Here is a 24,965-nt window from a genome sequence, read left to right as displayed (position 1 = left end):
GGCTATGCCCTGATTATGGAAATAGATGATTGAGAGTGGAATAAGATCAATTTGGGAAACTAAGATTTAACAATAAACTGAATAAAACAGATAATTTTTAAGGTATGATTGTAATTTTAGATATTTGCGAGAGTATTATCAGAAATTCGATAAATTGATGATAACACTTTGTATTTCAAAACAAACAGGCGATTTTTTTGAATCGCCTGTTACATTAACATTGTAATATCTAATCTACAATTTCTTTGGATTTCACCTTTGTTAAAACATATTCACGATTCATTCTTGCAATGTTGCTCACAGAAATTCCCTTAGGACATTCAGCCTCGCAGGCATAAGTATTAGTGCAGCTCCCAAATCCAAGTTCATCCATTACCTTTACCATTCTTTCGACTCTGCGGTAACGCTCTGGCTGCCCTTGAGGAAGCAATGCATATTGTGAAACTTTGGCTGAAACAAATAGAACTGCAGAAGCGTTTTTACAAGCAGCTACGCAAGCCCCGCAACCAATACAGGCAGCAGCATCCATTGCAAGACTTGCCTGATCTTTTGAAATTGGAATCGAATTACCATCAGGCACACCGCCAGTATTAACAGAAACATATCCTCCGGCTTGAAGAATTTTATCAAAACCTGAACGATCTACCATCAAATCTTTGATCACTGGAAAAGCCTTAGCTCTGAAAGGTTCTACCCAAATTGTTTCTCCATCTTTAAAGTTTCTCATATGAAGCTGACAGGTTGCAATTTTTTGTAACGGACCATGTGGTCTCCCGTTAATTACAAGTCCGCAGGTACCGCAAATTCCTTCACGACAATCACTTTCAAAATGTATTGCCTCCTGATCTTTAGCTTCAAGCTCGTTGTTAATTTCATCCAGCATTTCAAGAAATGAAGCATCGGGTGAAACTTGAACTTTATATTCAACAAAGCTGCCGACAGATTTAGAATTTTTTTGTCGCCAAATTTGCAATGTTAGGTTTAATTTCTTTGCTTCCATCATTTATAACTCCTTATCGCTGGTTTTACATATTCAAATTCGAGAGATTCTTTGTGAAGATTCCATTTATTATCTCCTGCCATTTCCCATGCAGAAACATAAGAATATTTTTCATCGTTACGCTTGGCTTCACCGTCTTCAAACTGATATTCTTCCCTAAAGTGTCCACCGCAAGATTCATTTCTTTCGAGTGCATCGATAGCCATAAGTTCACCTAATTCGAAATAATCAACCAGCCTGCCTGCTCTTTCAAGAGTCTGATTAACATCATCACCGCTGCCCGGTATAGTTACATTTTTCCAGAACTCAGTTTTTAATGATCTTATCTCATCAACAGCTTCTTTTAGTCCTTTTTCATTACGAGCCATTCCAACTTTATTCCACATTATTCTGCCAAGATGTTTATGGATATCATCAACAGTTCTTTTTCCTTTAATTGACAAAAGTTTGTTAGTTAAATCTCTAACACCATTTGCAACTTTATCAAATTCCGGATGATCTGTATTTACGTATGCTGGTTTATCACCAGCAAGATAATTACCCATTGTATAAGGAATGACAAAGTAACCATCGGCAAGACCCTGCATTAATGCTGAAGCACCTAAACGATTTGCGCCATGATCCGAAAAGTTTGCCTCGCCAAGTACAAATAATCCGGGTACATTGCTCATCAGATTATAATCCACCCATAAACCGCCCATTGTGTAATGCGGTGCGGGATAAATCATCATCGGATATTCATAAGGATGTTCGCCTGTAATTGTTTCATAAATCTCAAAAAGATTTCCATATCTTTCTTCAATAACATGTTTGCCAAGTCTGTTAATAGCATCTTTAAAATCCAGATATACAGCGTGTCCGCCTTTTACTCCTCTTCCTTCATCACAAACTTCTTTAGCAGCACGGGATGAAATATCTCTTGGGGAAAGATTTCCGAATGAAGGATATTTTCTTTCAAGATAATAATCTCTTTCATCTTCGGGAATATCATTTGGATTACGCATATCACCTTTTTTCTTTGATACCCAAACCCTACCATCATTGCGCAAGGATTCACTCATTAAAGTAAGTTTTGATTGTGAATCGCCATGTAATGGAAGACAAGTCGGATGAATCTGAGTAAAACAAGGGTTTGCAAAGAACGCACCGCGCTTATGTGCACGCCATATAGCAGTTGCATTACAGTTCATAGCATTTGTGGATAAAAAGAAAACGTTAGCATAACCACCAGTTGCAAGAACAACAGCATGTGCAGCATACTTTTCAATTTCTCCTGTTAAAAGATTTCTACATACAATTCCTTTTGCAGCTCCATCAACAATTACTAAATCAAGCATTTCTCTTCGTGTAAAAAGTTTTACCGAACCATTATCAATCTGTCTGTTAAGTGCACTAACTGCACCGAGTAATAATTGCTGTCCCGTTTGTCCTCTTGCATAAAAAGTTCTGGAAACCTGTGCACCGCCGAATGATCTGTTATCTAGCACTCCGCCATACTCTCTGGCGAAAGGAACGCCCTGTGCAACACATTGATCAATAATATTACCACTTACTTCTGCAAGCCGGTAAACATTTGCTTCTCTTGATCTGAAGTCTCCTCCTTTTACTGTATCATAAAATAATCTGTAGGTGGAGTCTCCATCGTTCTGATAGTTTTTAGAAGCATTTATACCTCCTTGTGCAGAAATGCTGTGTGCTCTTCTAGCACTATCGTGAAAAGTAAAAGCTTTAACTTTATATCCAAGTTCACCAAGTGATGCAGCAGCAGATGCGCCGGCTAATCCGGTACCAACAACAATAATTTCAAATTTTCTTTTGTTAGCCGGGTTAACAAGTTTCATATTAAACTTGTGATTAGTCCATTTTTCAGAAATATGACCGGATGGAATTTTTGAATCAAGCTTTATCATCAGTTACCTCCTCCTAATAAAAAATAAAGCGGCATTGCGGCAAATCCTAAAGCCATAATAATTGCATAAACAGTTCCAATCTTTTTTACCCATGGCATATATTTTTTATGATTCCAGCCAAAGGTTTGGAATGCTGATTGAAATCCATGGTTTAGATGGTAACCAAGTAAAATCATAGCAATTACATATAGAATAGCGTACCACCAAATATTAAAAAAATAGACAACCATATCATAATACTGATGTTTATCCGCTAACTCCATTGGATCAGAAACATTAAATCTCCAAAAAAATGTACCAAGATGAATAACAAGAAAAATGAAAATAATTGATCCGGTTAAGAACATAGTTCTGGAGAAAACATCACTATTTTGAGGAGATCCGTTAATTTGATTTCGTTGTCCTTTGGCTTTTTTATTAGAGATCCATAATCTTGTTCCATTAAGAATATGAATAACAAATGCTGCAAGTAAAACTATCTCGATAACACGAATAAGAGGTTTTATTGCATCCAAAGCTAACACATAAGCATTGAATGCATCAGCACCAAAAAATAACGTAAGATTTCCAATTAAATGGATAAGTAAAAATATCAGTAAAAAACTTCCGGTCAGTGCCATCATAAATTTTTTACCAATAGATGACTCAATAAATTTGAATACCCAGCCCATTAATAGCTCCTTTTAAATGAAGATTGATCATTAGCTGTTATTAACTTAAAGTTGATATTGAATGATTTACAGTAAGATTGTTCTAAGAAGAAATATAAAGATTTAATCAGAGACATTCGAAATTAAAGATGTTTATTAAATGACACCAAAACTTAATTGCAACATAGAAAAAAAAAGTTATCACAAAAAGTACTTTTGCAAAATTTTTTATTTTATTTGAACCGCAAAAAATTTAAGTGTATTTTTGTACACGTTCTTTGAACAGAATTTACGGTGTCCCACTCAATACTTTTGAGCAAGGGAAATTATAGGGAAGTCCGGTGCTTCGCCTCAGGCGGAAATTCCGGCGCTGTCGCGCAACTGTAAATAGCACTTTGTTGCAATGTTAAATTTTCAATCTTAAATGCTCAATGAGTTACATTGAACATTTAGTACTTAACATTAAGCATTTTGTTAAAAGCCAGGAGACCTGCCGCAAATTATTTAATCAATCACCTTCGCGTAAAAGGCAAGATTAACGATTTTCTTCTTATTCCTCATCGTTTTATCTCAACTTAATTCCGCGAAGTTACTTTAATAAAGTTAATGGTTTTAAATTCATTTTTATGTTTTCAGAAGTAACTTCAGTGAGAAAAAAGATAAGCTGTCTTTTTTTTACATCCTTGTTTTTGTTATCAGGCAATTCTTTTTGCCAATCGAATGATACTTTAAAAACGTATCAGTTAGACAATATTATTGTTACAGCTACAAAGTTTAATACTGATTTAAAAAGCTCACCAAATAAAATTGAAATTATTGATGCTGAATTAATTAATAATTTTAATGGCAATCGTTTACCTGAAATCTTAAATAATTCATCATCCGTTTATATCAAATCTTACGGCGCAACTCCAACATTAAAAACAATTTCTTTAAATGGATTAGGAGCAGAGCATACTTTAATTCTGGTTGATGGAGTAAAAATAAATTCATTTCAGAATGGGCAAATAGATTTATCACTTATTCCTAAAGAAAATATCGAACGAATAGAAATTGTAAATAATGGAATGAGCTCGATCTATGGAAGTGAAGCTATAGGCGGCACAATCAATATTATTACTAATTATAAAAACCCATTTTATAATGATGATAATTTTAATGTTAAAGCAAATGTTGGTTTAGGCTCATTTAATACTTCAAGATATGGACTAACTTTTAACAAACGTCTTAACAATTTTAACATCAATGTATTTTATGATTACGAAAAATCAGATGGAAACTTTGAGTATTATTTTAATAACGGCAGCACTTCACAGTTAAAAGATCGGGAAAATGCCGCTTATAATCTTTATGATTTTGGAATAAATTCGCAGTTATTTTTTAATAACACAAACAAAATAAATTTTTATTCAACATTTTCGTATCAAAATAAACAGGTACCGGGAATTGAAACCGGGGCACCTCCATCAAAAACCAATCAAAAAGATAAAAACTGGAATAATATAATTTCATTTGAAAAAATATTTTCTGATCAGGTTATTTTTAAAGGGAATTTTAACTTTCAGAATAACTTGCAGAACTATCAAATTAAACCTGTAACAAATAGTAATTATAAAAATATTGTTGCAAGTTTTGCACCTGAATTACAACTAAAGTTTACAAATTTTGATCTTATAACCGGTTACAGTTTTGCTTATGCTGAATTGAAAAGTAATGAAGTAGAAAGTAATTCAAGAAGAAATCAACACGCTCTATTTATATCCACAGGCAGCAGTGCTCTTGATAATCTTAAGTTATTTTCATCAGTCCGTGTCGATCATTTCTCTGATCTTAAAAAGAATGCTTTGACATCTAAGATCGGATTAAACTACAAGCCTTTTGAAAAAATCGATTTAAATATAAGAGCGAATGTTGGTAATAATTTTAGAGCACCAACATTTAATGATCTTTACTGGAAAGAATCTGGCAATCCTGATCTTAAACCTGAAGGATCTTTTAACTTTGAGACCGGTTTTACAAGCGGGATTGTTTTTTTTATACCGATACAATTCGATTTTACATACACACATATAAACGCCAAGAATAAAATTATGTGGATACCTCAAAGGAATTTGCTGTGGGCGCCAATAAATATCGCATCATCAGAATCAAATAATTATTTGATTAATATTTCTATAAATCAAAAACTAAACGAGCAAATTAATATAAGATTTAACTCAGGCTTAAATCTTATCAATTCAAAAAAAACAAATGAATCATTTTCCGGTGATCCATCAAAAGATAAATATTTACCCTACCTGCCATTGCAAGCTGTAAAACTTGGCTTAATGATAGATTACAATTTAGCTAGTCTGAATTTTTTCTACACACATACTGGAAAAAGATTCTCTGATTTTGAAAATATAAAATCAATGAAATCATTTAATATTTTGGATGGAAATATCTCATTCAAATTAAAATTTTGGGAAATCGCATCTACACTAAAACTTGAAGTAAATAATATTACAAATGCCGATTACCAAACTATATCGGGATACCCAATGCCATTAAGAAATTACTTTTTAACATTATCAATAAATTATTAAAGGAGTGCTATGAAGAATCTTTTAACGTTCGTTTTGTATATTTTGATTGCATTTAGTTTAAATGCTCAGCAATTGAGTAAAGTTTATGTGCTTTCAGAAGGTGGCTTTAGTACCGGCTCATCAATGTTATCTCTATATGATAACCAATCGAGTAATTTTATACAAAGCATATTTTCACCGGGTAATATTGGCTTGTATCCTGATGGACTGGTTTATCATGAAGGTTATCTTTACTTAACTGAGCAAGGCAGTTATGGAAGCAGCGGAAAAATATATAAACTTGATACACTTGGGACAGTTATAAGTTCTGCAACAGTCGGAACAAATCCTTACTCTCTTGCAATAACCAATGATAAAATTTATTTAACCAACGGATCAGTGGGTAATGTTTCTGTTTTAAATCTTAATGATTTTTCTTTTGTTAAAAACATTACTGTAGGAGTTTATCCACAAGAAATAATAGCCCACAATAATAAAGTTTTTGTTGCAAATACAAGTGTTTGGGGCGGAGGTTCCGATTCCACAGTTTCAGTTATCGATCCTGCAGTTGATTCTGTTATTGCAACAATTACAGTTAAAAAAGATCCATCATCATTTGCGATTTCGAATGATGGTTACTTATTGATCGGCTGTCCTGGAGATGAAACAGAAGGCAAAATATTTAAAATAGATGTTTCAACATACCAGGAAGTTGAAAACTACAGCGTTTCTTTTTATGGATTCGGCAAAGATATTTTTGTAGATAAAAACAGTAACAATATTTTCTTCATTTCATATCTGAATGATATTGTAAAATTTGACTTAACCAACACTAATGCTTCCGTTGTACTATCATCTGTATATCCAAACAATTATTATTATGGCTATGCATTTGATTATGTAACCAAACAACACTTTGTACTGGATGCAAAAAACTTTATTCTTAATGGAACTCTCAGTATTCTCGATAGTTCTTACACAGTAAAAGGAACATATCAAGCAAGTGTTGCACCAAGAAGATTACTATTTAAATATAACACTCAACCTTCATCAATTGATGATAATTTTATTGCAACTTCATTTTTGCTAAATCAAAACTATCCTAATCCGTTTAATCCAACTACCAAGATTAGCTGGCAAATGCCTGTAAGCGGACAAACATCTCTAAAAATTTATGATGTACTTGGAAATGAAATTACAAAGTTAGTAGATGAGTTTAAATCTGCAGGAAATTATTCAGTTGATTTTAATGCAAGCAGTTTATCAAGTGGTGTTTACATTTACATTCTCAGTATTACAAATGGTAACCAGGAATTTATATCCTCAAGGAAGATGACGCTTATTAAATAAAAATATGTAGAGGTTTTTATGTTAAAAGATATTCTAAGAATTGCCAAAAAAAATGGGATTGTCTTATCAGACAATAAATTTATCTATCAAAATAAGGAGATTGGTTTTTCAGATTTTATCTTTTATGTAAATAAAAATAAGTTTAAAACTGGAATTGAAGGGGCAATCATAAACTCTAAGCAGATTTTATTTAATGTTGATAAAATTTCATTAGATAATGTTGAAAAATGTTAAATAGCACTAAGTACGAGATAAAGCATTGCCCCAAGTGCGGAAAATCATTTGAATGCAAACCCGGAAACATAACTCAGTGTCAATGTTTTGCAGTTCAACTTAACAATGCAGAGATGATGTTTATTAAGGAAATCTATGACGATTGCCTGTGCGCTGATTGTATTATTAAAATGAAACAATTGTATAAAGAAAAACAAATACTTGATTATTATTCATCAATTAAGCACGATAATCAATAAGTTAAAAAATCATTTAATGCTTTAAATCAATTTTTTTTTTAATTTTTAATTATTAAACCTTTATCTTTGAAACAATTATAAAAGAAATATTTTTCTTGAGATTTTAACAGAAAGGAAAAACAATGACTAACCAAATGGAAAAGAGCACATCAAACTTTTGGGTAATTACACTGATGATTAGCATCGCAGCATTTGTACGATTACTTCCACATCCGCCGAACTTTGCACCAATTGCAGCTATGGCTTTATTTGGAGGCGCACATTATAATAAAAAAGCATTTGCGTTTGCTATTCCATTATTAGCAATTCTTTTTACTGATGCAATAATTGGATTTTATCCTTTTGCATTTATCGTTTATATAAGCCTTGCAGTAATTGTATTACTTGGAGTTGTAATGCTTAAAAAGGTTTCTGTAAAAAATGTTTTGCTTGCTTCACTTACAGCTTCAGTCAGCTTCTTTGTAATTACTAACTTTGGTGTTTGGGCACTTGGTACTTTATATCCAAGAACCGCAGCAGGCTTAATGGAAAGCTACATCGCAGCAATTCCATTTTTCCAGAATTCACTTATTGGTGATTTATTCTTTAGCGGTGTAATGTTTGGCGTTTATGAACTTATAAAACACAAAGTACCAGCACTACAAAAAGTAAAAGCTTAGATAAATTTTAAGATTAAAAAACCCGATTCATTAATGGATCGGGTTTTTTGTTAAATTTAATTTTCAAGGGTAACATGTGGCACTATTTAATTACTATCATCTTCTTAGAAGAAACAAAATTATCAGCTTGCATTAAGTAAAAATAAATTCCGCTTGATAAATCGCTTGCGTTAAATTCTACTTCATAATTTCCTGATGGTTTTATCTCATTTACTAATGTTCTTACTTCTTCACCAAGAGAATTAAATATTTTTATTGAAACCTTTCCTTCGTCTTTTAATGAATACTTTATAATCGTACTTGGATTAAATGGATTAGGATAGTTTTGATAGAGATAATATTCAGTAACTACTGCATAATCCGAGACTGAATTAGGACTATCTTTTACTGCAATTAGATTTTGAGTGTGATATGGAAATGTTGAACTTATATGCGCACCAATATACAATGTTCCATCTGAACCTATAGCTGGACACGAATCATATTCTAAATCTCCCATATCCAATATCCAAAGAATTGTTCCATCTGTATCAATACAGCCAAAGTATGAAGCTATACTTGTACCAAAATAGACTTTTCCTTCCGCGTCACATACCAATTCGTGATCAATCCAATTTTGATATGTATCTTTTTCAAAATCTAAAATAGTTGTCCAGTTTTCATTACCGTTGTAATCAAGGGATATAATTGCAGTTTGATACTCCCGGGTTCCATCAATAAATGCATGAAATATGATATTTCCATTTTTATCTATTGTTGGAGCTGTGTATTTATTAAATCCTACGATTTCATATTTCCATTTAATATTACCTGAAGAAGAAACTGCAAATAAAAAGTTTTGGCTTAATACTGTATCTCTGCCTAAGATATAGATATTATTTTGATTATCAATAAGTGGTAAACCCCAATTAATAATGCCCGGATTAAAACTCCAGTTTATATTTCCATCTAAATTAGTAGATTTTAATGCGCCAGCCCATCCAACTTGTTTGTTCTCATCCTTAAAATACATTGTATCGCCTGAAGGAGAAAAACAAATTCCTCTCCAATAAATTCCAAACCACGGAATTTTTTTTACTATGTTACCCACTGGAGAAATAACAAATATTGTATCATTTGTGGGAATATAAATATTCCCTAATCTGTCTATTGATTGAGTAAAATTTATTACACCGATAGGAAGTCGGGAAACATACCATTTTTCATTACCATAAAAATCTACTTTGTATAATTTTTCGTGTGCTCCGCCAAATATCACAGATGAATCACTACCAAGCAAAGGTCCAACATTATTTGCTAAGTAAGTTTCAGTTTCAAATATCCAATTATTATTTCCGTTTTTATCAAGGCAGTAAAAATAATTTACCGTATCCAATGATAACGCTCTTGAACCCATATATAAATTATTATCATAACCAATAAGTGGCCCATATATTACACCAAGAGGCATATCTTTTTTCCAGATAACATTATTTGTTCTGGGTCCAATGTATTCTGATCTGCCTGTACCTTGCATATCTCCACGCAGTGTGGGCCAGGGTGAATCGGCTAAAGTAGGCCAAGGAATTTTAACTTGCTGTTGACTATGTAGTAATATATTTGTTGATAAAATAAATACTATTAAAAAATAAAATAATTGTTTTTTCATGAATGCTCTTTCAACTATTAATCAATGACATTAGAACAAACATCATTCAAGAATCTAAAAATACTAACAAAAACTATTGTGGAATAATTCAAATTTCACTTCATAGTCACTAATATTTTGTCAATTGATTGCCAACTACAAACTACTTACTTCGCTCCCTTCCCTCTTTCATAAGCCAGCATAACAATTTTTTTTAATGCCTGTGAGTAGCTTAATCCTGCAGCGTGTGCAGAGCGCATAAACCCTGCACCTTCTGTTAAATCAGGATTTGGATTTACTTCAAGAACATATACTTCTTCATCGCTTGTTACACGCATATCAACTCGTGCATAATCTCTTGTACCCATAATCTTAAAAGCAGAGATTGCTGTGTGTTTAAGTTTTTCTTCCAAACTTTTAGAAATTTTTGCCGGACAAATTGGAATTGTTTTATGATATGATTCATGGTGCGGATCCCACTTTGCCTGGTAGCTTACAATGTTGTGCAGATGATCCGGCATTTTACTAAAATCAATTTCACTTATCGGTAAAACTTTTGGTTTAAGATCACCCATAACAGAAACATTAAACTCTCTTCCTTCAATAAATTCTTCTATCAATGCAGGTTGATTAAAATGCTTAAAGATATATTCAATTCTTTTTAACAGTGCTTCATTGTTATAAACAATAGATTCATTTTCAATTCCGACACTTGCATCTTCGTAAGCTGGTTTTACTATTACAGGATATTTGACTTCAACATTTAGCTTTTCAGGAATTTTCTTAAACAAATGAAATTCTGCGGTTTTAATCCCATAATAGTTAAGCAGTTTTTTAGTAAGAAATTTACTTTGGCAATTTGCAAGGGTTATTGCAGGTGCGCCAGTATAAGGGATGCCTAACAGCTCATAAAGACCGACAAAATTCATTTCTAAACGGGGTTTCTCTTTAAATATTTCGACAAAATTAAAAATTACATCCGGTTGGCTGTTATTTACCTCATTCAAAAAGACTGATAAATCATCTTTGATATTTAATGCATAGGCATCAAAACCAACTCTTCTTAGCTTTTTAACTATAATCTCATACTCTTCCATCGGGGTTAATGTCTCAACCTCAAAATACAACTTAAAATCAAGCTCTGGGGCTGGTTTTGTTGGTTTCTGGTAAAACTCGGGGTGAGCTTCGTTGTAAAGAACAAGAACTTTAATTTTTTTCTCTTTCATACTAAAAAATAGCCAAAATCACTTGTAAAAAAAACTTCATTTGACAATGTTTGCACTGTTCTAAAAATTCTTATAAGTAAAAATGAGTTTCTATCCCCAACCGTTTAAATATCAGTGTGGACCTTTTGCTCTTAAATATGCACTCGTAATGCTTGGCAGATTTGAAAGTGAGAATCAAATCGGAATAAAAGCCGGCAGTACCTGGTGGTATGGAACAGATGAGATTGGTTTAGCTAAAGCAGCTAAGTTTTATAATTGTAAGATGAAATACTTCCGTCGTGAAAAGCCCGATGACGCAATAAAAGTCTTAATCGAACAGCTAAAGAAAGGATATCCCTGCGTTTTAAGCGTTGATAACTGGGAACACTGGTTTACTGTTGTTAATTATCAGCAAAGAAAATTTATTGTAACCGATAGCTCACTTGATAAAGTGGTTACTATTTATACGCCAAATCAACTTCTTAAAAGATGGAAATATTATGATGAAGATGATGATGAAATCAGTTATGATGGTTATGCGATCATTCCGCAATTTAAAGTAACTACTAAAGCTGAGTTTACTTTAGAGCAGGCAAGATTTGTAATGGATACCAGAAATCAGAAGCTTGCAAAAAAATGGGATACTTATTTCAATGACTTAATTGTAATCTGTCATCCGCGCCACGCAAATGCAACTCATTTAATTTCGTTCAGAGATTTTTTAAGACGATATGAAAAAGTTCTTGTAAAACAGGTTGCAAACTGGCATGGTTCACCTACTCATCGTGAGCTAAAAAAGATTCTTAGTAACTTCCAATTTATGGCTGAAGTTTATGATCTCGTAATTCACGCAGATGAACAAAAGAAATCCTTAATAGACCTTGCATCTATTTTAATGATGTATTCATGCGGTAAATATGGAATGGATGAGATTTATTAAAAGTTCAAGTTTAAGATTAATAAAAGTCATTGCGATGGCGATCAACCGAAGCAATCTTTGGTTTAAAGTTTGAGATTGCTTCTCCCGATAAATCGGGATCGCATTTACAAGTGAAAGAAAAGAACTATGAGAAGAAATCCAATTATACTTAAAAAAGAAACTACTGCACTTCTGATTATTGATTTGCAGGAACGCATTCTTCCTGTTATCAGAAATTATGAATCAGTATTAGAAAATACAGTTAAGCTGATTAAGGGTTTTAAAGCAATGCAATTACCTATTTATTTTACTGAACAGTATCCAAAAGGTTTGGGTCCAACTTCTGCCAAAATTTTGGAAGAACTTTCTGGTTATACGGCTTATCAAAAAATGAGTTTTAGCTGTTCAGGTGCCGAAAATCTTTTCGAAGAATTTTATAAAAATAAATTAAGCCAAATAGTTGTTTGCGGAGTAGAATCTCATGTTTGCGTTCAGCAAACTGTATTAGATTTAATTGCTAATGATTTTCAGGTTGATCTTGCGGCAGATGCTGCTTCTTCACGCAAAGAAATTGATTACCAAATTGCTCTGGACAGAATGCGGACACTTGGTGCTGAAATTACAACCACAGAATCAATTTTGTTTGAACTTCTCGAAGTTTGCGGAACCCCGGTATTTAAAGAGGTTTCGAAAATTGTTAAATAAACAAATAAATCTTTTAAACACTTATTAAATAATTGCTTCAAATAATTTGTAATAATAATTAAGCAGAATTATCTTTTTACAAACAAATCTCAAAATTATTAAGGGACAAATATGGCAGATCATTTAATCGCACATTGCGAAATTCCTACAACAGATTTAAATAAATCCAAAGAGTTTTATCAGAAAGTACTTGGGTGGGATTTCAGACCATTCGGTCATGATTATTTACTTTTTAATAATCATAAGGGAACAATGGTAGGATTAAGAAGAGTTGATGAAGTTATTAAGGGAGATTCAACAATTTTTCACGTCAACATTCCGGATATTGAATCAATACTGAAAAAAGCAAAAGAAAACGGCGGAGCTGTTAAAAGAACCAGAACAGTTATTCCTGCAATGGGCTGGTATGCATTGTTTAATGATTCTGAAGGAAATACAATAGGTTTATATCAGAAAAGCTGATTTTAATAATGTAGTTCTGTTGAAATGGAGTGATGGAATTTTGGAGTAACGGAATTTTATAAGAATAAAATCTGATCTTCCATCATTCCAAAATCCACCATTCCGATCTTAATCACTTCAGTAAAACTCTATTCACTTTTGATGATTTTATAACTATGAGTTATTTCTACAGATTTCTGAAGCATTGCAGTTACGCTGCAATAAGTATTCTGAGATAACTCTATTGCCCTTTCAACATCTTTTTCGGCTATATCTTTTCCATAAAATAAAAATTCGATGTGTATTTTTGTGTAAACCTGAGGATGAGTTTCCTGCTGCTCTGCTGTAATATTAATTTCAAGATTATCTAACTTAACTTTTTTCTTTTGCAGGATTGCAATTACATCACTACCAGTGCAGCCGGCAAGGCTTAGTAAAATTAATTCCTTTGGACGAATACCTGCATTGCTGCCATAAAAATTTTCAGGTCCATCCATTGTTATCCAATGATTTGAATCAGTTTTTCCTGTAAATGTGATTCCTTGTAATTGTTTTACGAATGCTTTTTTAACTGCCATTTTTTCCCTTTGATAAAAGATTAAAATATTTCTGAAGTAAGATGATCATAACTGAAAATGGTTACAAAATATTAGTGAATGTTCAGAATATCCTGAATAATTGGTTTTAATCCTCTGAAGAACAGTTCGACTGCTATAACCATAACAATCAGTCCCATTATTCTGGTTAGTACTTTATTGCCGCTTTCTCCAAGAAAACCTAAAATTCTTCTAGAGCTTAAAAGTATAATATGTGTTATGCCCATAACAAATAAAATTGATACAATCAGCAATGATTTATGAGTAAAGTCAGGTGCATCATTCATTAAAACGATAGAAATAGTAATAACTCCCGGACCAGTAATCATCGGTATTCCAAGCGGAGCTATTGCAAAATTTTTTATAGCTTCTTCATTTTTTTCATTATCAGAAGTTATACGTGTAAGTTTACCTCTCAACATATCATAGCCTGAATAGAAAAACAGAATTCCGCCGACAATTTTAAGTCCATTAACAGATATATTGAAAATATTGAAAATCATATTTCCCCCGAATGTGAAGAGCAAAAGAACAATCAGTGCAGTTGATGTAGCTTTAAATGCTATTGCAGCAGCTTGTTTTGATGTCATACCTTCGGTTAGTGTATTATAAACAGGAATAACACCCAATGGATTGATCATTGTAAATAGAGAAGTAAATGCAAGTAATGAAAATTGTAAGAGTGAATCCATATATTTAATCCATAATAATTTGTTTAATCATTTTAATTGGCGCGCTGTTGTTTTAATTAATTCCCACCCATTTTCAATATGCTTATGTTCATGTCTTATACCGCCAATCGTTAATCTGATAACGAACTTTTCATAAAGTTTGGTATGGGATAGAAATATTTTTCCCGAAGAGTTTATTCTGTCTAAAAGCTTTTCGTTAATCACATTTAATTCAGCTTCAGTTTTATTGCCGGGATTATATCTAAAACACACCGTCGAAAACGGAACCGGTGCAATCAACTCAAAATCTTTATCTCCATTAATTTTATTTTCAAGTTCTTTTGCCCACTTAATATGATTATTTAATCTGCTGGCAATTCCTTCAACTCCGAAGTAACGGATTATAAACCAAAGCTTAAGAGAGCGGAATCTTCTGCCCAACTGAAATCCATAATCCATTAAGTTATCAACTTCACCATCCTGTGCAGTTTTCAAATATTCAGGCACAAGGCTAAAAGCTCTTTTTAATATTTCTTTTTTTCTTGTAAATAAAATACTTAAATCAAGCGGAGTAAACATCCATTTATGCGGATTGATTACGATTGAATCAGCACGCTCCCAGCTTTTTGATACCCATTTCATTTCCGGTATCATTGCTGTTACGCCTGCATAAGCTGCATCAACGTGCAGCCACAAATTATATTTTTCTGCAATATTTGCAATCTGTTCAACCGGATCAACACTTGTTGTTGATGTTGTTCCGACTGTTGCAACTACACAAAATGGTTTATTACCTTTTTTAATATCTTCATTTATTATTTCTTCAAGTTTTTCTGGAATCATTTCAAATTTTTCATTGACAGGGATTTTACGGATACCATCCAATCCAACTCCGAGAAGGAGAGCTCCTTTATCAATCGAGCTATGAGCTTGCTCAGAACAATAAAGGATTATTTTCGGAAGATCTTTTCTGCCGGCAGCACCTTTCTCTCTAAACGCTAAATTCAGTTGTTCTCTTGCTGAAGCAATAGCATGCATTGAACTTGTTGAAGCAGTGTCATAAATAACTCCCCAATAATTTTCAGGTAATCCAACCATTTGACGGAACCAGTTCATCATAGATTTTTCCATTTCAGTTACTGTTGGCGATGTTTTCCACAACATGCCGTTTGAACTAAAAGCAGCAGTTAGAAGCTCTGCAAGAATACCAGGACCGCTTGATGTAGTGTTAAAGTACGCCATAAATCCCGGATGATTCCAGTGAGTAATTCCATCTATCAGAACTTTATCAATATCGGATAAAACTTTTTCAATTTTTTCTCCATTAGCGGGCGGACTGTGAGGAATCCGTTTTGTAATATCACCAGGTTTTACTTGCGCAAGTACCGGATATTTTTCAATGTCGTTCATATAATCAGCAATCCAATCAATTAATTGATGACCAGCTTTACGAAATTCCTCTTTCGGCATATCATTCATATTACATCCTGATTTTTAAAAATAATTGGTCTAAAATTAGTAATAATTTGCAGCAAAATATTAGTCACTAATTACACGAACTAAAACTTATCATTACCATTTAATTCACTTTTTTAAGGTAACTTATTTCTATAAGTTGGTTAACACAATTCAAATAATTATTTCAAAAAATGAAAAATCAATCAAAAATATTCTGGATTATTATTCTGTTATCTTTTATAACTATCTGTTCAGGTTGTGATAAAAGATTTCCTTTGGAGCAGGATATTTTCAGAACTCAAAATACTTTTTTCAATCAGGATAGTATTCAGGTTGAGTTTCCCGAAATTATAAAAGATAAAATCACATTGTTTACAATGATCTATACACATTGTCCTGATATTTGCCCGATGACAACTCATAATATGAGTTTGGTTGAACAGCGATTGCCTGATAATGTGAAAGACAGAGTAAGGTTTGTCGTAATTTCTTTTGATCCGAAGAGAGATACTCCATCTATTTTTAAAAAATATGCAGAGATAAGGGATTTATCATTTAGTACCTGGTCTTTTCTTTCTGGTGATGAAAAGAATACAAATGAAGTTATGTTAAAGTTTGATATAGTAGCTATACCGGCTGATTCAACTTACGATGATGATGGAACACTTAGTTACAATGTAATTCATACGGATAGAATTTCCTTGATTGACCAGAATGGAAAATTGCGCGCCAATTATAAGGGCAGTACTGCAGATTTAAATATGCTTATTGAAGATATTAAATACTTGGCTGATTGATATTTTTTTGTTTTATTTTGATGTCCTGATATTTTAATATCAATGATTATTTAACAAAGAATCTAATACATATAAGAATTTTAAATGAGATAAGGAGAAAATAAATGAAAATATTAATTGCACTTCTGATAATCTTTTCTTATCCATCTGATAAAATAAAAATTACAGATCCCTGGATGAGAATAAGTGCAAAGGGACAAACAACCGGATTATATTTTAAAATTGAAAATAATTCTGATAAAGCTGATACACTTTTTAAAGTTGAGTTTGAACCGGCAGGCAAAGTGGAAATTCATGAAACTTATGATGCAGGCAATGATATGATGGGAATGCGTGAAGTCGGCTTTATCGTGATTCCATCAAAATCAATTTTTGAACTTAAACCCGGTGCTCATCATGTAATGCTGATGAAATTAAAAACAGATATACCAAAAAATTACCAGGGAAAAGTTACTTTACATTTTAAGCAAGCTGGAAAAATTGAGATCAAAGCTGAAGCAAAAGAAATGATAAAAAGAAAAATGATGAATACTAATTAAATTATAAGCCCTCGGGGTTATATTAAACCCCGAAGGCTGCTTTATTCTTATCTTACAAAAAACTCAGCAATAATTTTATTCCAGTTTACATCAGTAAGGTCGGCTAACTGTCCGATAAACAATCCATCTTCAAGATACTCATCCGATTTTTTTTCAGATTTTAATAAATCCATAAACATTACTTTAAACTTTTCAATATCATCCTGAAAGAAAGACACGGCTGATTTTCCAATGGTCATTTCTTTTATCTCACTATCAAGATTTTCCGCATCAAGAGCACATACCCAATTACGTTCATAAGGAGTAATATCCAGCGAATCAAGATTATCCTGCAGCAGAGTATTTACCTGAGCAACCTTTCCGCTAACCGGTGAATTAAATGTTACAGTACGGTTTCCTTGTTTAATCGTAAACAACGGTTGACCGGCTTTTATGGTCATACCCAAATTTGGTAATTCTAATGAGCTAATTTTTCCGATTAATTTTAATGCAAAATCATCAATACCCACTTTTGCAATTCCTTCCTGATTCATACTAACCCAGGTATGATTTTTTGCAATAAAAACACCACCTGGAATTGAAAACTCACCTTGTATAAAATCATCTGAAGCAGGTAAATGAGTAATATGCACTTTGGGTTTTAACTGCTTTTGAATTTTATCCTGTCTCTTTATTAATGATTTTCTAACAAACTCAATCAGCTCATCTTCTGTAAATGGTTTTTCCACATAATCTAAAGCACCATATTTCATAGTTTCAACCGCTGTTTCGATTGATGCATAGCCGGTAATAATTATTACATCAATATCGGGGCGAAGATGTTTTACTGATTTACAAACTTCAACACCATCCATCATCGGCATTTTAAGATCAGTAAACACAAAATCATAATGATGCTTTTGAATTAAACCAAGTGCTTCCTGACCGTTTTCTACAGTATCAACAGAATAACCATCAAGCACAAGTATTTTTCTGAAGCTTCCAAGTATTACTTCTTCATCATCCACACATAGTATTCTTGCTTTTGGATTATCAACTTGTGCCCGCTTTAATGTTGTAGCCTCACTTGAAAAATCAAGCTTTAAACTTTCCTGAAGAACCTGTTCACGTTCTTTTTTCTGTTTTTGCTCTGTCATTCTTTTGCTTACCATCCGGATTAAAATATCAGCAATTATAAAAATGACAATAGCTAATATGAAAAGTGGCATAATGTATCTCCTAAAGTATAAATTTTAATTTCTTTTTCTGTTATTACAACCTGTCTGAACTACAAGGTATTAAATATCTAATTTCATAATCCAAATTAGCTGGTATTATCCTGTATAACCAGCCTTCGAAGTAAGGGTCTTTTTCCAGCAAGGATGGATTATTGATAACACTATTATTTACTTCAATAATTCTTCCTGATAAAGGTGCAAGAATTTTGTGGATCCTTTCATCATTACTTGTCAAGGATGCACAGCCAGTTCCCTGTATTAATTCATCCTCTGGCTGCAACATCTCAATATTATTTACTGATTCAATTGCTTTCATATAGATATCGCATATACCAATAAAAACACTTCCTTCTCTTTCCTGATTTATCCAGGTTGAATTTCCGAGACGAAGATATTTTGCGGGACAAGTAACATAAATTAATTCTTTATCCCTTTGCTGCGGCGAAAAAGATTTTTCTTCTCTTATTATTTTTATATAATTCTTTGCCCTGAACAAAACACTTAACAGTTCATCAACTGTAAATGGTTTTGGGATAAAACTCAATGCACCTTTATAAAGTGAATTGACTGCATTTTCAACTGTAGAAAATCCTGTTGTCATTATAACAACAGAATCTTTTTTAGATTTATTTACAGCATCAAGTATCTGAAATCCATCGCCATCAGGCATCATTATATCAGAAATAATAACCGGATAAAAGTTTTTAGAAATTTTATCCAATCCGGTTTTTGTACCAATAGCAAAATCAACTGAATAATCTTCAAGCGCACAAATCTTTAATACAGCATCTATTATAACCTGTTCATCATCTATAATTAATATATCAGCTGTTTTATTCATTTAATCATCTTTGTTGAGTTAAAGGCAGCCTGATTTTAAATGTTGTACCTTTTCCTATTTCACTATCCACAGAAATTGTTCCGTTATGATTATCAACAATACCCCAGATTACAGCAAGCCCGAGTCCGTTTCCCTTTTGTCCTTTTGTTGAAAAGAAAGGATCAAAGATTTTGTGAAGGTCTTCATTGCTGATTCCACATCCGGAATCTGAAACTTTTATTTCAACATATTCCTGTGTTCCGGCTGATTCAATATAATCCCATTTTTCCCAATCACTGTTTTCAGAAGAGCAAACTTCATAAATACCTTCGGGTCCTAAATCAAATACAAGTATAGGTGCCCCGCATTTAGGACATAACTTATCTTCCTGCACCAGTGAAACGCTGCATTCCGGACAAACAAACTTTGCATTTTTATTTATTTTAAACCCAACGTTATAATTATTGTAATGCTTTCCGTAAACCGGATCAATATGGACTATTCCTTCATTATTATCAGAAACAACTTTTACTTTGATTGCCGGTAACCCACCAATCTTAAATTCATTATCTATCAGATTATGTCTTTTTCTGCAGGCTGCTTTTTTTATCTGAGTTGTACCGAAAGGTGCCAAAGAAATTAATTGTGTTGCAACTGTAATTATTCCTCCGCTCTTTTCCATAGCATCGGCGGCATTTACAAACAAGTTGATAAATACCTGCTCCATCTGATTTGAATCAATAGTTATTTTAGGAATATCTGCTTCTAACTTTTTTTCTACTTTTATTTTTTTGATTGATAATTGATTTTCAACAACTGAAATCGCTTTATCAACAACATCGTTCAAATCAGCCGGATTCTTTTTTGGTACTGACTGTCTAGCAAAATCTAAAAGGCTTTTAACAATCTCTCTGCTTCTGATTGTTTCTCTTACGATCACTTTAAGATCTTCCTGAAATTCAGGATTATCTTTAGTCCTTTTAAGCAAAAAACTGCTGTAAGTAAGTACACCTGTTAAAGGATTATTTATTTCGTGTGCAACACCTGCAGCTAATCTGCCCAAAGATGCCATTTTATCCGATTGAAATAATTGTAAACGTGCTTCAGCTAATTTTTTTGTCATATTATTGAAAGAAGAAGCAAGCTTACCAATTTCATCGCTGCTGATTTCTTTAATTGCGTAATTCAAATTACCTGCGCTTATTTGTTGTGTTGCACTTAAAAGATCATTAACCGGATTTGAAACCCATCTTTTAACAAATAAACCAATAATTAAACCCACAATTAAAACGGCAGCAAAAGCAAATATTACTATTTCAATTTTTGATCTTAAAATTTCTTTATCAACCTCTGCCAAAGAGATTGATATATCCAGAACGCCCAGCACCTTCTGATCACTTGGATGCGCATGACATTCAGCCGTCCAGCAGGATGTTTCGTTATAGATAGGAGTTATGATCCCAATTATTCTTGCCGAATCAGGATTTAGTTTAAATATCCTTGTCCGCTCAGTAATCGAGATTTGCTCAAGTGGTTTATCTTCTGCATGACATGCATAACAGCTTTCAGCATTTTTATCAACCATTTTATTTATACTGTTTTGATCAGATGAATAGATTATTTCACCAATCTTATTCAGTATCCTTACATCCCTGATATGCGGTTGTGCCCCGATTGAACTGATAATCTGCTGTATCCTGTCTCTTTGATTGAGCATCATATCAACCCTTGTACTAGATACAACTGTTTCACTTAACTGATTTGCATGCCGTTCAACTTCTGCAGTTAAGTTGTTGCTTTGAGTTTGAACATTAAAAAAAGCAAACACCCCGATTATTACTAATGAAGTAAAAGCAACAGCAAAGATTAAACGAAAACCAATTTTCTTAAACATTTATAATTTACAGTCTGATAAATATTTATAAGATACTGCAGGAATTTTAATTTATTCCTGCAGACAAAATCTATTTTTTACCAATAACCTTTCCTGGTTTTTGTTTCGGGAAACTATAATCATCGTGACAACTGCTGCAAGTTGGCTTAACTGCAAAATTATTATCGCTATGACAGTCTTCGCAGCTTAACTCAATGTGAATTTCGTCCAGTTGTAAGCCGGTTACTGAGTGTTTGAATTTACCATCAAGCCAGGATTTATGACAGCTCAAACATTTATTATCAACTTTTTTGTAAGGCTGGGCTGTGCCATGACACTTTACACAAGTTAAGTTGATATGATATTTATTCAAGGGCCAGCCTGTCTTCTTAGCATGATCAAATGGCTCAAGTACTTTATTACTATGGCATTTGCTGCAGCTTTCTGTTTTCTTATGACAACTGATACAATTCTTATGCTGATCTTCAAAAGTTTTCTTTGAAATTACTTTAATAGGTTTATTATTTTCTTTTCTATTAACATCGTGACACTTTGTACAGCTTTCTTGTTTATGACAGGTTGTACATTTCAATCCAAATTTTTTCGTGTGATCGTCATGATAGAATGTTACAATCTTACCTTTATCAGAATTTGTTTCATAAACTAACTTGGTTGGTTCTAAAACTACAGGATGATTTTTTCCAGCATATTTCTTCTGAATATTTTTGTCCTGCTTTCCGTTTTTCAAATCTTTTTTAAGTGTATGACAAGTATTACACCCATTATCGTGACTCCATTCACGGTGGCAATCCATACATTGTCTATGAAATGCAGCTTTCAAATCAGGGATACTAACATCCTCGCGATTTCTTGACGATGAATGACAGTTACTGCATCTGAGAATTGAGGCTGAAGTATTATGATGATGGCAGGTTTCGCAGCCGCCGCTCATCTCGGACATTTGTGCGTGAATTCTATGAGAAAAATAAACCGGACCGTATTTATCACTCAGCTGATTTATGGTGATTAACTCCGGAGTTTGTTCGGGTTTTTGATATACAGTTTTTATTTTCTCCCGCGGACACTGAACAAGACACGGATCCTTTTTTGTTGGAACATCACAAATGTGACAAGTACTGCACTCGATATTTAACTTAGAATGATTTTTACCCGGATTTTGCTGGGGTTTAATCGTAATTATTATAAATAAGACCAATAAAAGAGTAATTATTTTCTTCATCATTTTATTCCCCTTATCGTATATTTTGTTTTAGGTGCTGATGTCTTTCCTGGTAAACTGATAACCGGAAAATTAAGAACAATAAACCGGTAGGCAAGTACAAGCATTGCTACAAACCCGAGTGTAACAGAAATTTCACCGAACGACGGGAAATATGAGTCTGAAGAATACGGCGGAGTGTAGGCTACAACAAAATTGTTTATCCTGTTTATTAAAACACCAAATACAACTAAAGAAGATGCAATAAAAAGAAACAGCGGCGATTTCAGCACTTTAGTAGATAAAAGCATTCTTAATGGAATTATTACTCCAAACAGCACCTCAATTGTAAACATAACACTTGCGGTATTAAATTCGGCTAAGTAAACAAAAGTTTCGCGTATAAACATATCGCCGATCTTAAATGCTAAATAAATTCCCAACAAAGGCGGAATCATTGAACCTAATCTGGAAAGAACATGCATCTCAGGTTTTAGCCCTAATGATCTTGAAGCAATTAAAGATTCAAAAATAACCATTGGAAACCCAACTGAAATTGCAGAAAGTAAAAAGAGCAAAGGCAGTATCGGTGTTTGCCATAGCGGATGCATCTTTGGACCTGCGATAATCATTAATGTTCCTAATGAAGATTGATGCAGTGTAGAAAGTACAACGCCGGCAATAATGAAAATGAACATTGTTTTTGAAAGACCACGATCAAGGGCTCTTAAAAGTTTATCAACAGGTTTGTTTAATCCTGAAAGAAATCCGGGAAGATTAACTTTTCCGATAAATCTTTCAGTAACTATTGGTAAAAATTCGATGTAAAGAACTGTCAGATAAATCATAACACAAATACCAACCTCAAACAAGGCTGAACTACCATTCCACATAATCAGCGGATGCCAGATAAAATACCATCTTCCGATATCAACAAACACTCCAAGAGCAACAAATGTATAGCCTAACATTGCTGTAAGAAGTGCTGGTCTAACAATTGCGTGATATTCTTCTTTATGAATAATATGACCCAAAGCCGCAGTAGTAAACCCACCGGCAGCAAGCGCTACACCGGCAGCCACATCAACTCCAATCCACAAGCCCCAGGGATATTGATTATTTAGATTTGTAACTGCTCCAATGCCAAAGAAAAATCTGCCCATTAAAAAGATTAATCCATTTACTGCAATAACAATCAATCCAATTACTCCCGGAGTAAAATATTTACGTTTTATCGGTACTGGATTGTAAGAATCGTGACTCATAATTTTTCCTCCTCATCAAGTTCTTTGCGGCGTTTTGTAATCCACATTATACCGCCTAAAAGAGCATATAAAGAAACCGGTGGAACGAAGTATGCAAATATTCCATGTTGAATTGATTCCGAAACCCCCGGTGCAGGATTATTTCCAAGTTTAGGAAAATCAAGTTCTGCAAAATCTTTACCAGCCAGATACAACCATGATGTTCCACCTACTTCATATTCTCCAAAAATATGATCAACATATCTATCCGGATTTCTCTTTATCCTCTCACGGGCAATTTTGATAAGCTCTGTTCTGCTTCCGTATGTAAGGGCTTCAACCGGACAGATGCTGACACAAGCCGGCAGCTTCCCTTCTTTTGTACGGTCATAGCAGAAATCACATTTCATAATTTTTGGATTCAATGCTTTGTCATATTCAAAAGCAGGAATCTGAAACGGACAAGCAGCCATACAATATCGGCAGCCAATGCACATATCAGTATCCCAGGTTACTGCGCCATTTTCATGTTTGGTAAATGCACCAACAATACAAGCAGATACACAGGCAGGATGATCGCAGTGCATACATTGAACTTTTACATCAACAGGAAGATTTGAATTTTTGCCCGGCGAATACTCATTAACAACGGTTAATGCAGTATGATCAGGTCTTCTCATATTATCAAACACATCACGATTTTTGTAAGACTCAAGATCACCTGCGGGTAAATCATGAGCTTCTTTACAAGCCCACTCACACTGACGGCAGCCAATACAAACAGTCGTATCAACTAAAACACCCATTCGATCTTCGGATAAAATATTTTTAGGACCTGCTTTAGCGGATGAGGTGGAAAGCCCGGCTATTCCTGCCCCAACAAAAGCAGATTTTTTAAGGAAATCTCGGCGACTTTTGCCAGACATTTTTTATTCCTTTCAAGATTTATATAAATGTTTTCAAAACAAATTAAAATAATTGCTTTTCTAAATACAATTTTGTGCCATTCCGAAAATAATTTTTGAAAA

Annotated in this window: 24 protein-coding genes and 1 riboswitch; of the genes, 10 read left to right on the top strand and 14 right to left on the bottom strand. The window is 33.3% G+C overall.

Annotated features, from left to right (window positions below; all coding sequences use genetic code 11):
* Positions 1-229: 229 nt before the first annotated feature.
* Genes ROY99_06940 through ROY99_06930 form a run of 3 tightly spaced genes read right to left on the bottom strand, consistent with a single transcriptional unit; the run spans position 230 to position 3,581 of the window.
* Positions 230-1,003, bottom strand: a complete 774-nt coding sequence (locus ROY99_06940; protein MDT3696115.1) for a succinate dehydrogenase/fumarate reductase iron-sulfur subunit — start codon at positions 1,001-1,003, stop codon at positions 230-232.
* The gene (locus tag ROY99_06935; GenBank protein ID MDT3696114.1) at positions 1,000-2,910 is read right to left on the bottom strand and encodes a fumarate reductase/succinate dehydrogenase flavoprotein subunit; all 1,911 of its coding nucleotides are present in this window, start codon (positions 2,908-2,910) and stop codon (positions 1,000-1,002) included. Before ROY99_06935 ends, ROY99_06940 begins: the two co-directional genes overlap by 4 nt.
* Positions 2,910-3,581 carry a succinate dehydrogenase cytochrome b subunit gene (locus ROY99_06930; protein MDT3696113.1) on the bottom strand — a complete coding sequence of 224 codons (672 nt, stop codon included), beginning with the start codon at positions 3,579-3,581 and terminating at the stop codon, positions 2,910-2,912. Before ROY99_06930 ends, ROY99_06935 begins: the two co-directional genes overlap by 1 nt.
* Before the next feature lie 254 nt (positions 3,582-3,835).
* Positions 3,836-4,073: riboswitch (cobalamin riboswitch) on the top strand.
* Positions 4,074-4,207: 134 nt separating this feature from the next.
* Between ROY99_06930 and ROY99_06925 the strand changes: the two genes are divergently transcribed.
* The 5 genes from ROY99_06925 to ROY99_06905 all read left to right on the top strand — a co-directional run bounded on the left by ROY99_06925 (position 4,208) and on the right by ROY99_06905 (position 8,606).
* A complete protein-coding gene (locus tag ROY99_06925; GenBank protein MDT3696112.1) occupies positions 4,208-6,145 on the top strand; it encodes a TonB-dependent receptor in 1,938 nt (645 codons plus the stop codon).
* 9 nt (positions 6,146-6,154) lie between these two features.
* Complete coding sequence (locus tag ROY99_06920) at positions 6,155-7,474, top strand: T9SS type A sorting domain-containing protein (GenBank protein MDT3696111.1); 1,320 nt, start codon at positions 6,155-6,157, stop codon at positions 7,472-7,474.
* 18 nt (positions 7,475-7,492) lie between these two features.
* Positions 7,493-7,708 (top strand): hypothetical protein, encoded by a 216-nt coding sequence (locus ROY99_06915; protein MDT3696110.1) that lies wholly within the window; start codon positions 7,493-7,495, stop codon positions 7,706-7,708.
* On the top strand, positions 7,702-7,947 hold the full coding sequence (locus ROY99_06910) for a cysteine-rich CWC family protein (GenBank protein MDT3696109.1): 246 nt from the start codon (positions 7,702-7,704) through the stop codon (positions 7,945-7,947). Before ROY99_06915 ends, ROY99_06910 begins: the two co-directional genes overlap by 7 nt.
* A 122-nt stretch (positions 7,948-8,069) precedes the next feature.
* On the top strand, positions 8,070-8,606 hold the full coding sequence (locus ROY99_06905) for a DUF6580 family putative transport protein (GenBank protein ID MDT3696108.1): 537 nt from the start codon (positions 8,070-8,072) through the stop codon (positions 8,604-8,606).
* A gap of 82 nt (positions 8,607-8,688) precedes the next feature.
* Here ROY99_06905 and ROY99_06900 read toward each other — a convergent pair whose 3' ends face one another.
* Both ROY99_06900 and ROY99_06895 read right to left on the bottom strand, forming a co-directional pair.
* Positions 8,689-10,254: a T9SS type A sorting domain-containing protein gene (locus tag ROY99_06900; protein MDT3696107.1), complete on the bottom strand. Its 1,566-nt coding sequence runs from the start codon at positions 10,252-10,254 to the stop codon at positions 8,689-8,691.
* Between the two features lie 146 nt (positions 10,255-10,400).
* Positions 10,401-11,459 (bottom strand): ATP-grasp domain-containing protein, encoded by a 1,059-nt coding sequence (locus ROY99_06895; GenBank protein MDT3696106.1) that lies wholly within the window; start codon positions 11,457-11,459, stop codon positions 10,401-10,403.
* Between the two features lie 82 nt (positions 11,460-11,541).
* Between ROY99_06895 and ROY99_06890 the strand changes: the two genes are divergently transcribed.
* The 3 genes from ROY99_06890 (at position 11,542) to ROY99_06880 (ending at position 13,524) form a co-directional block, all read left to right on the top strand.
* Entirely contained in the window at positions 11,542-12,378 is an 837-nt protein-coding gene (locus tag ROY99_06890; protein MDT3696105.1) for a hypothetical protein, read from the top strand.
* A gap of 126 nt (positions 12,379-12,504) precedes the next feature.
* Positions 12,505-13,062 (top strand): hydrolase, encoded by a 558-nt coding sequence (locus ROY99_06885; GenBank protein ID MDT3696104.1) that lies wholly within the window; start codon positions 12,505-12,507, stop codon positions 13,060-13,062.
* Between the two features lie 111 nt (positions 13,063-13,173).
* On the top strand, positions 13,174-13,524 hold the full coding sequence (locus ROY99_06880) for a VOC family protein (GenBank protein ID MDT3696103.1): 351 nt from the start codon (positions 13,174-13,176) through the stop codon (positions 13,522-13,524).
* A 128-nt stretch (positions 13,525-13,652) separates the two neighbouring features.
* On the opposite strand, the gene ROY99_06875 is transcribed toward ROY99_06880, so the two are convergent.
* The 3 genes from ROY99_06875 to ROY99_06865 all read right to left on the bottom strand — a co-directional run bounded on the left by ROY99_06875 (position 13,653) and on the right by ROY99_06865 (position 16,249).
* On the bottom strand, positions 13,653-14,081 hold the full coding sequence (locus tag ROY99_06875; GenBank protein ID MDT3696102.1) for an OsmC family protein: 429 nt from the start codon (positions 14,079-14,081) through the stop codon (positions 13,653-13,655).
* Positions 14,082-14,152: 71 nt separating this feature from the next.
* Positions 14,153-14,791, bottom strand: a complete 639-nt coding sequence (locus tag ROY99_06870; protein MDT3696101.1) for an NAAT family transporter — start codon at positions 14,789-14,791, stop codon at positions 14,153-14,155.
* Between the two features lie 27 nt (positions 14,792-14,818).
* Positions 14,819-16,249, bottom strand: coding sequence for a pyridoxal-dependent decarboxylase (locus ROY99_06865; GenBank protein ID MDT3696100.1), 1,431 nt, complete (start codon positions 16,247-16,249; stop codon positions 14,819-14,821).
* Between the two features lie 170 nt (positions 16,250-16,419).
* Between ROY99_06865 and ROY99_06860 the strand changes: the two genes are divergently transcribed.
* Both ROY99_06860 and ROY99_06855 read left to right on the top strand, forming a co-directional pair.
* Positions 16,420-17,025: an SCO family protein gene (locus ROY99_06860; GenBank protein ID MDT3696099.1), complete on the top strand. Its 606-nt coding sequence runs from the start codon at positions 16,420-16,422 to the stop codon at positions 17,023-17,025.
* Positions 17,026-17,129: 104 nt separating this feature from the next.
* Positions 17,130-17,564 carry a copper chaperone PCu(A)C gene (locus ROY99_06855; protein MDT3696098.1) on the top strand — a complete coding sequence of 145 codons (435 nt, stop codon included), beginning with the start codon at positions 17,130-17,132 and terminating at the stop codon, positions 17,562-17,564.
* A gap of 47 nt (positions 17,565-17,611) precedes the next feature.
* Here the strand turns inward: ROY99_06855 and ROY99_06850 are convergent, their stop codons facing one another.
* The 6 genes from ROY99_06850 to ROY99_06825 form a co-directional block, all read right to left on the bottom strand.
* Positions 17,612-18,772, bottom strand: coding sequence for a response regulator (locus ROY99_06850; GenBank protein ID MDT3696097.1), 1,161 nt, complete (start codon positions 18,770-18,772; stop codon positions 17,612-17,614).
* Positions 18,773-18,815: 43 nt separating this feature from the next.
* Positions 18,816-19,622: a response regulator gene (locus ROY99_06845; protein ID MDT3696096.1), complete on the bottom strand. Its 807-nt coding sequence runs from the start codon at positions 19,620-19,622 to the stop codon at positions 18,816-18,818.
* A gap of 4 nt (positions 19,623-19,626) precedes the next feature.
* On the bottom strand, positions 19,627-21,495 hold the full coding sequence (locus tag ROY99_06840) for an ATP-binding protein (protein MDT3696095.1): 1,869 nt from the start codon (positions 21,493-21,495) through the stop codon (positions 19,627-19,629).
* A 70-nt stretch (positions 21,496-21,565) separates the two neighbouring features.
* Positions 21,566-22,717, bottom strand: coding sequence for a cytochrome c3 family protein (locus tag ROY99_06835; protein ID MDT3696094.1), 1,152 nt, complete (start codon positions 22,715-22,717; stop codon positions 21,566-21,568).
* Positions 22,714-23,958: a Ni/Fe-hydrogenase cytochrome b subunit gene (gene hybB, locus ROY99_06830; GenBank protein ID MDT3696093.1), complete on the bottom strand. Its 1,245-nt coding sequence runs from the start codon at positions 23,956-23,958 to the stop codon at positions 22,714-22,716. The genes ROY99_06835 and hybB overlap by 4 nt, the downstream gene beginning before the upstream one ends.
* Positions 23,955-24,863 carry a 4Fe-4S dicluster domain-containing protein gene (locus tag ROY99_06825; protein MDT3696092.1) on the bottom strand — a complete coding sequence of 303 codons (909 nt, stop codon included), beginning with the start codon at positions 24,861-24,863 and terminating at the stop codon, positions 23,955-23,957. Before ROY99_06825 ends, hybB begins: the two co-directional genes overlap by 4 nt.
* Positions 24,864-24,965 lie beyond the last annotated feature (102 nt).

The organism is Ignavibacterium sp. (assembly GCA_032027145.1).
Lineage (GTDB): Bacteria > Bacteroidota > Ignavibacteria > Ignavibacteriales > Ignavibacteriaceae > IGN3.
This window is presented reverse-complemented; position numbering and strand designations above follow the sequence as displayed.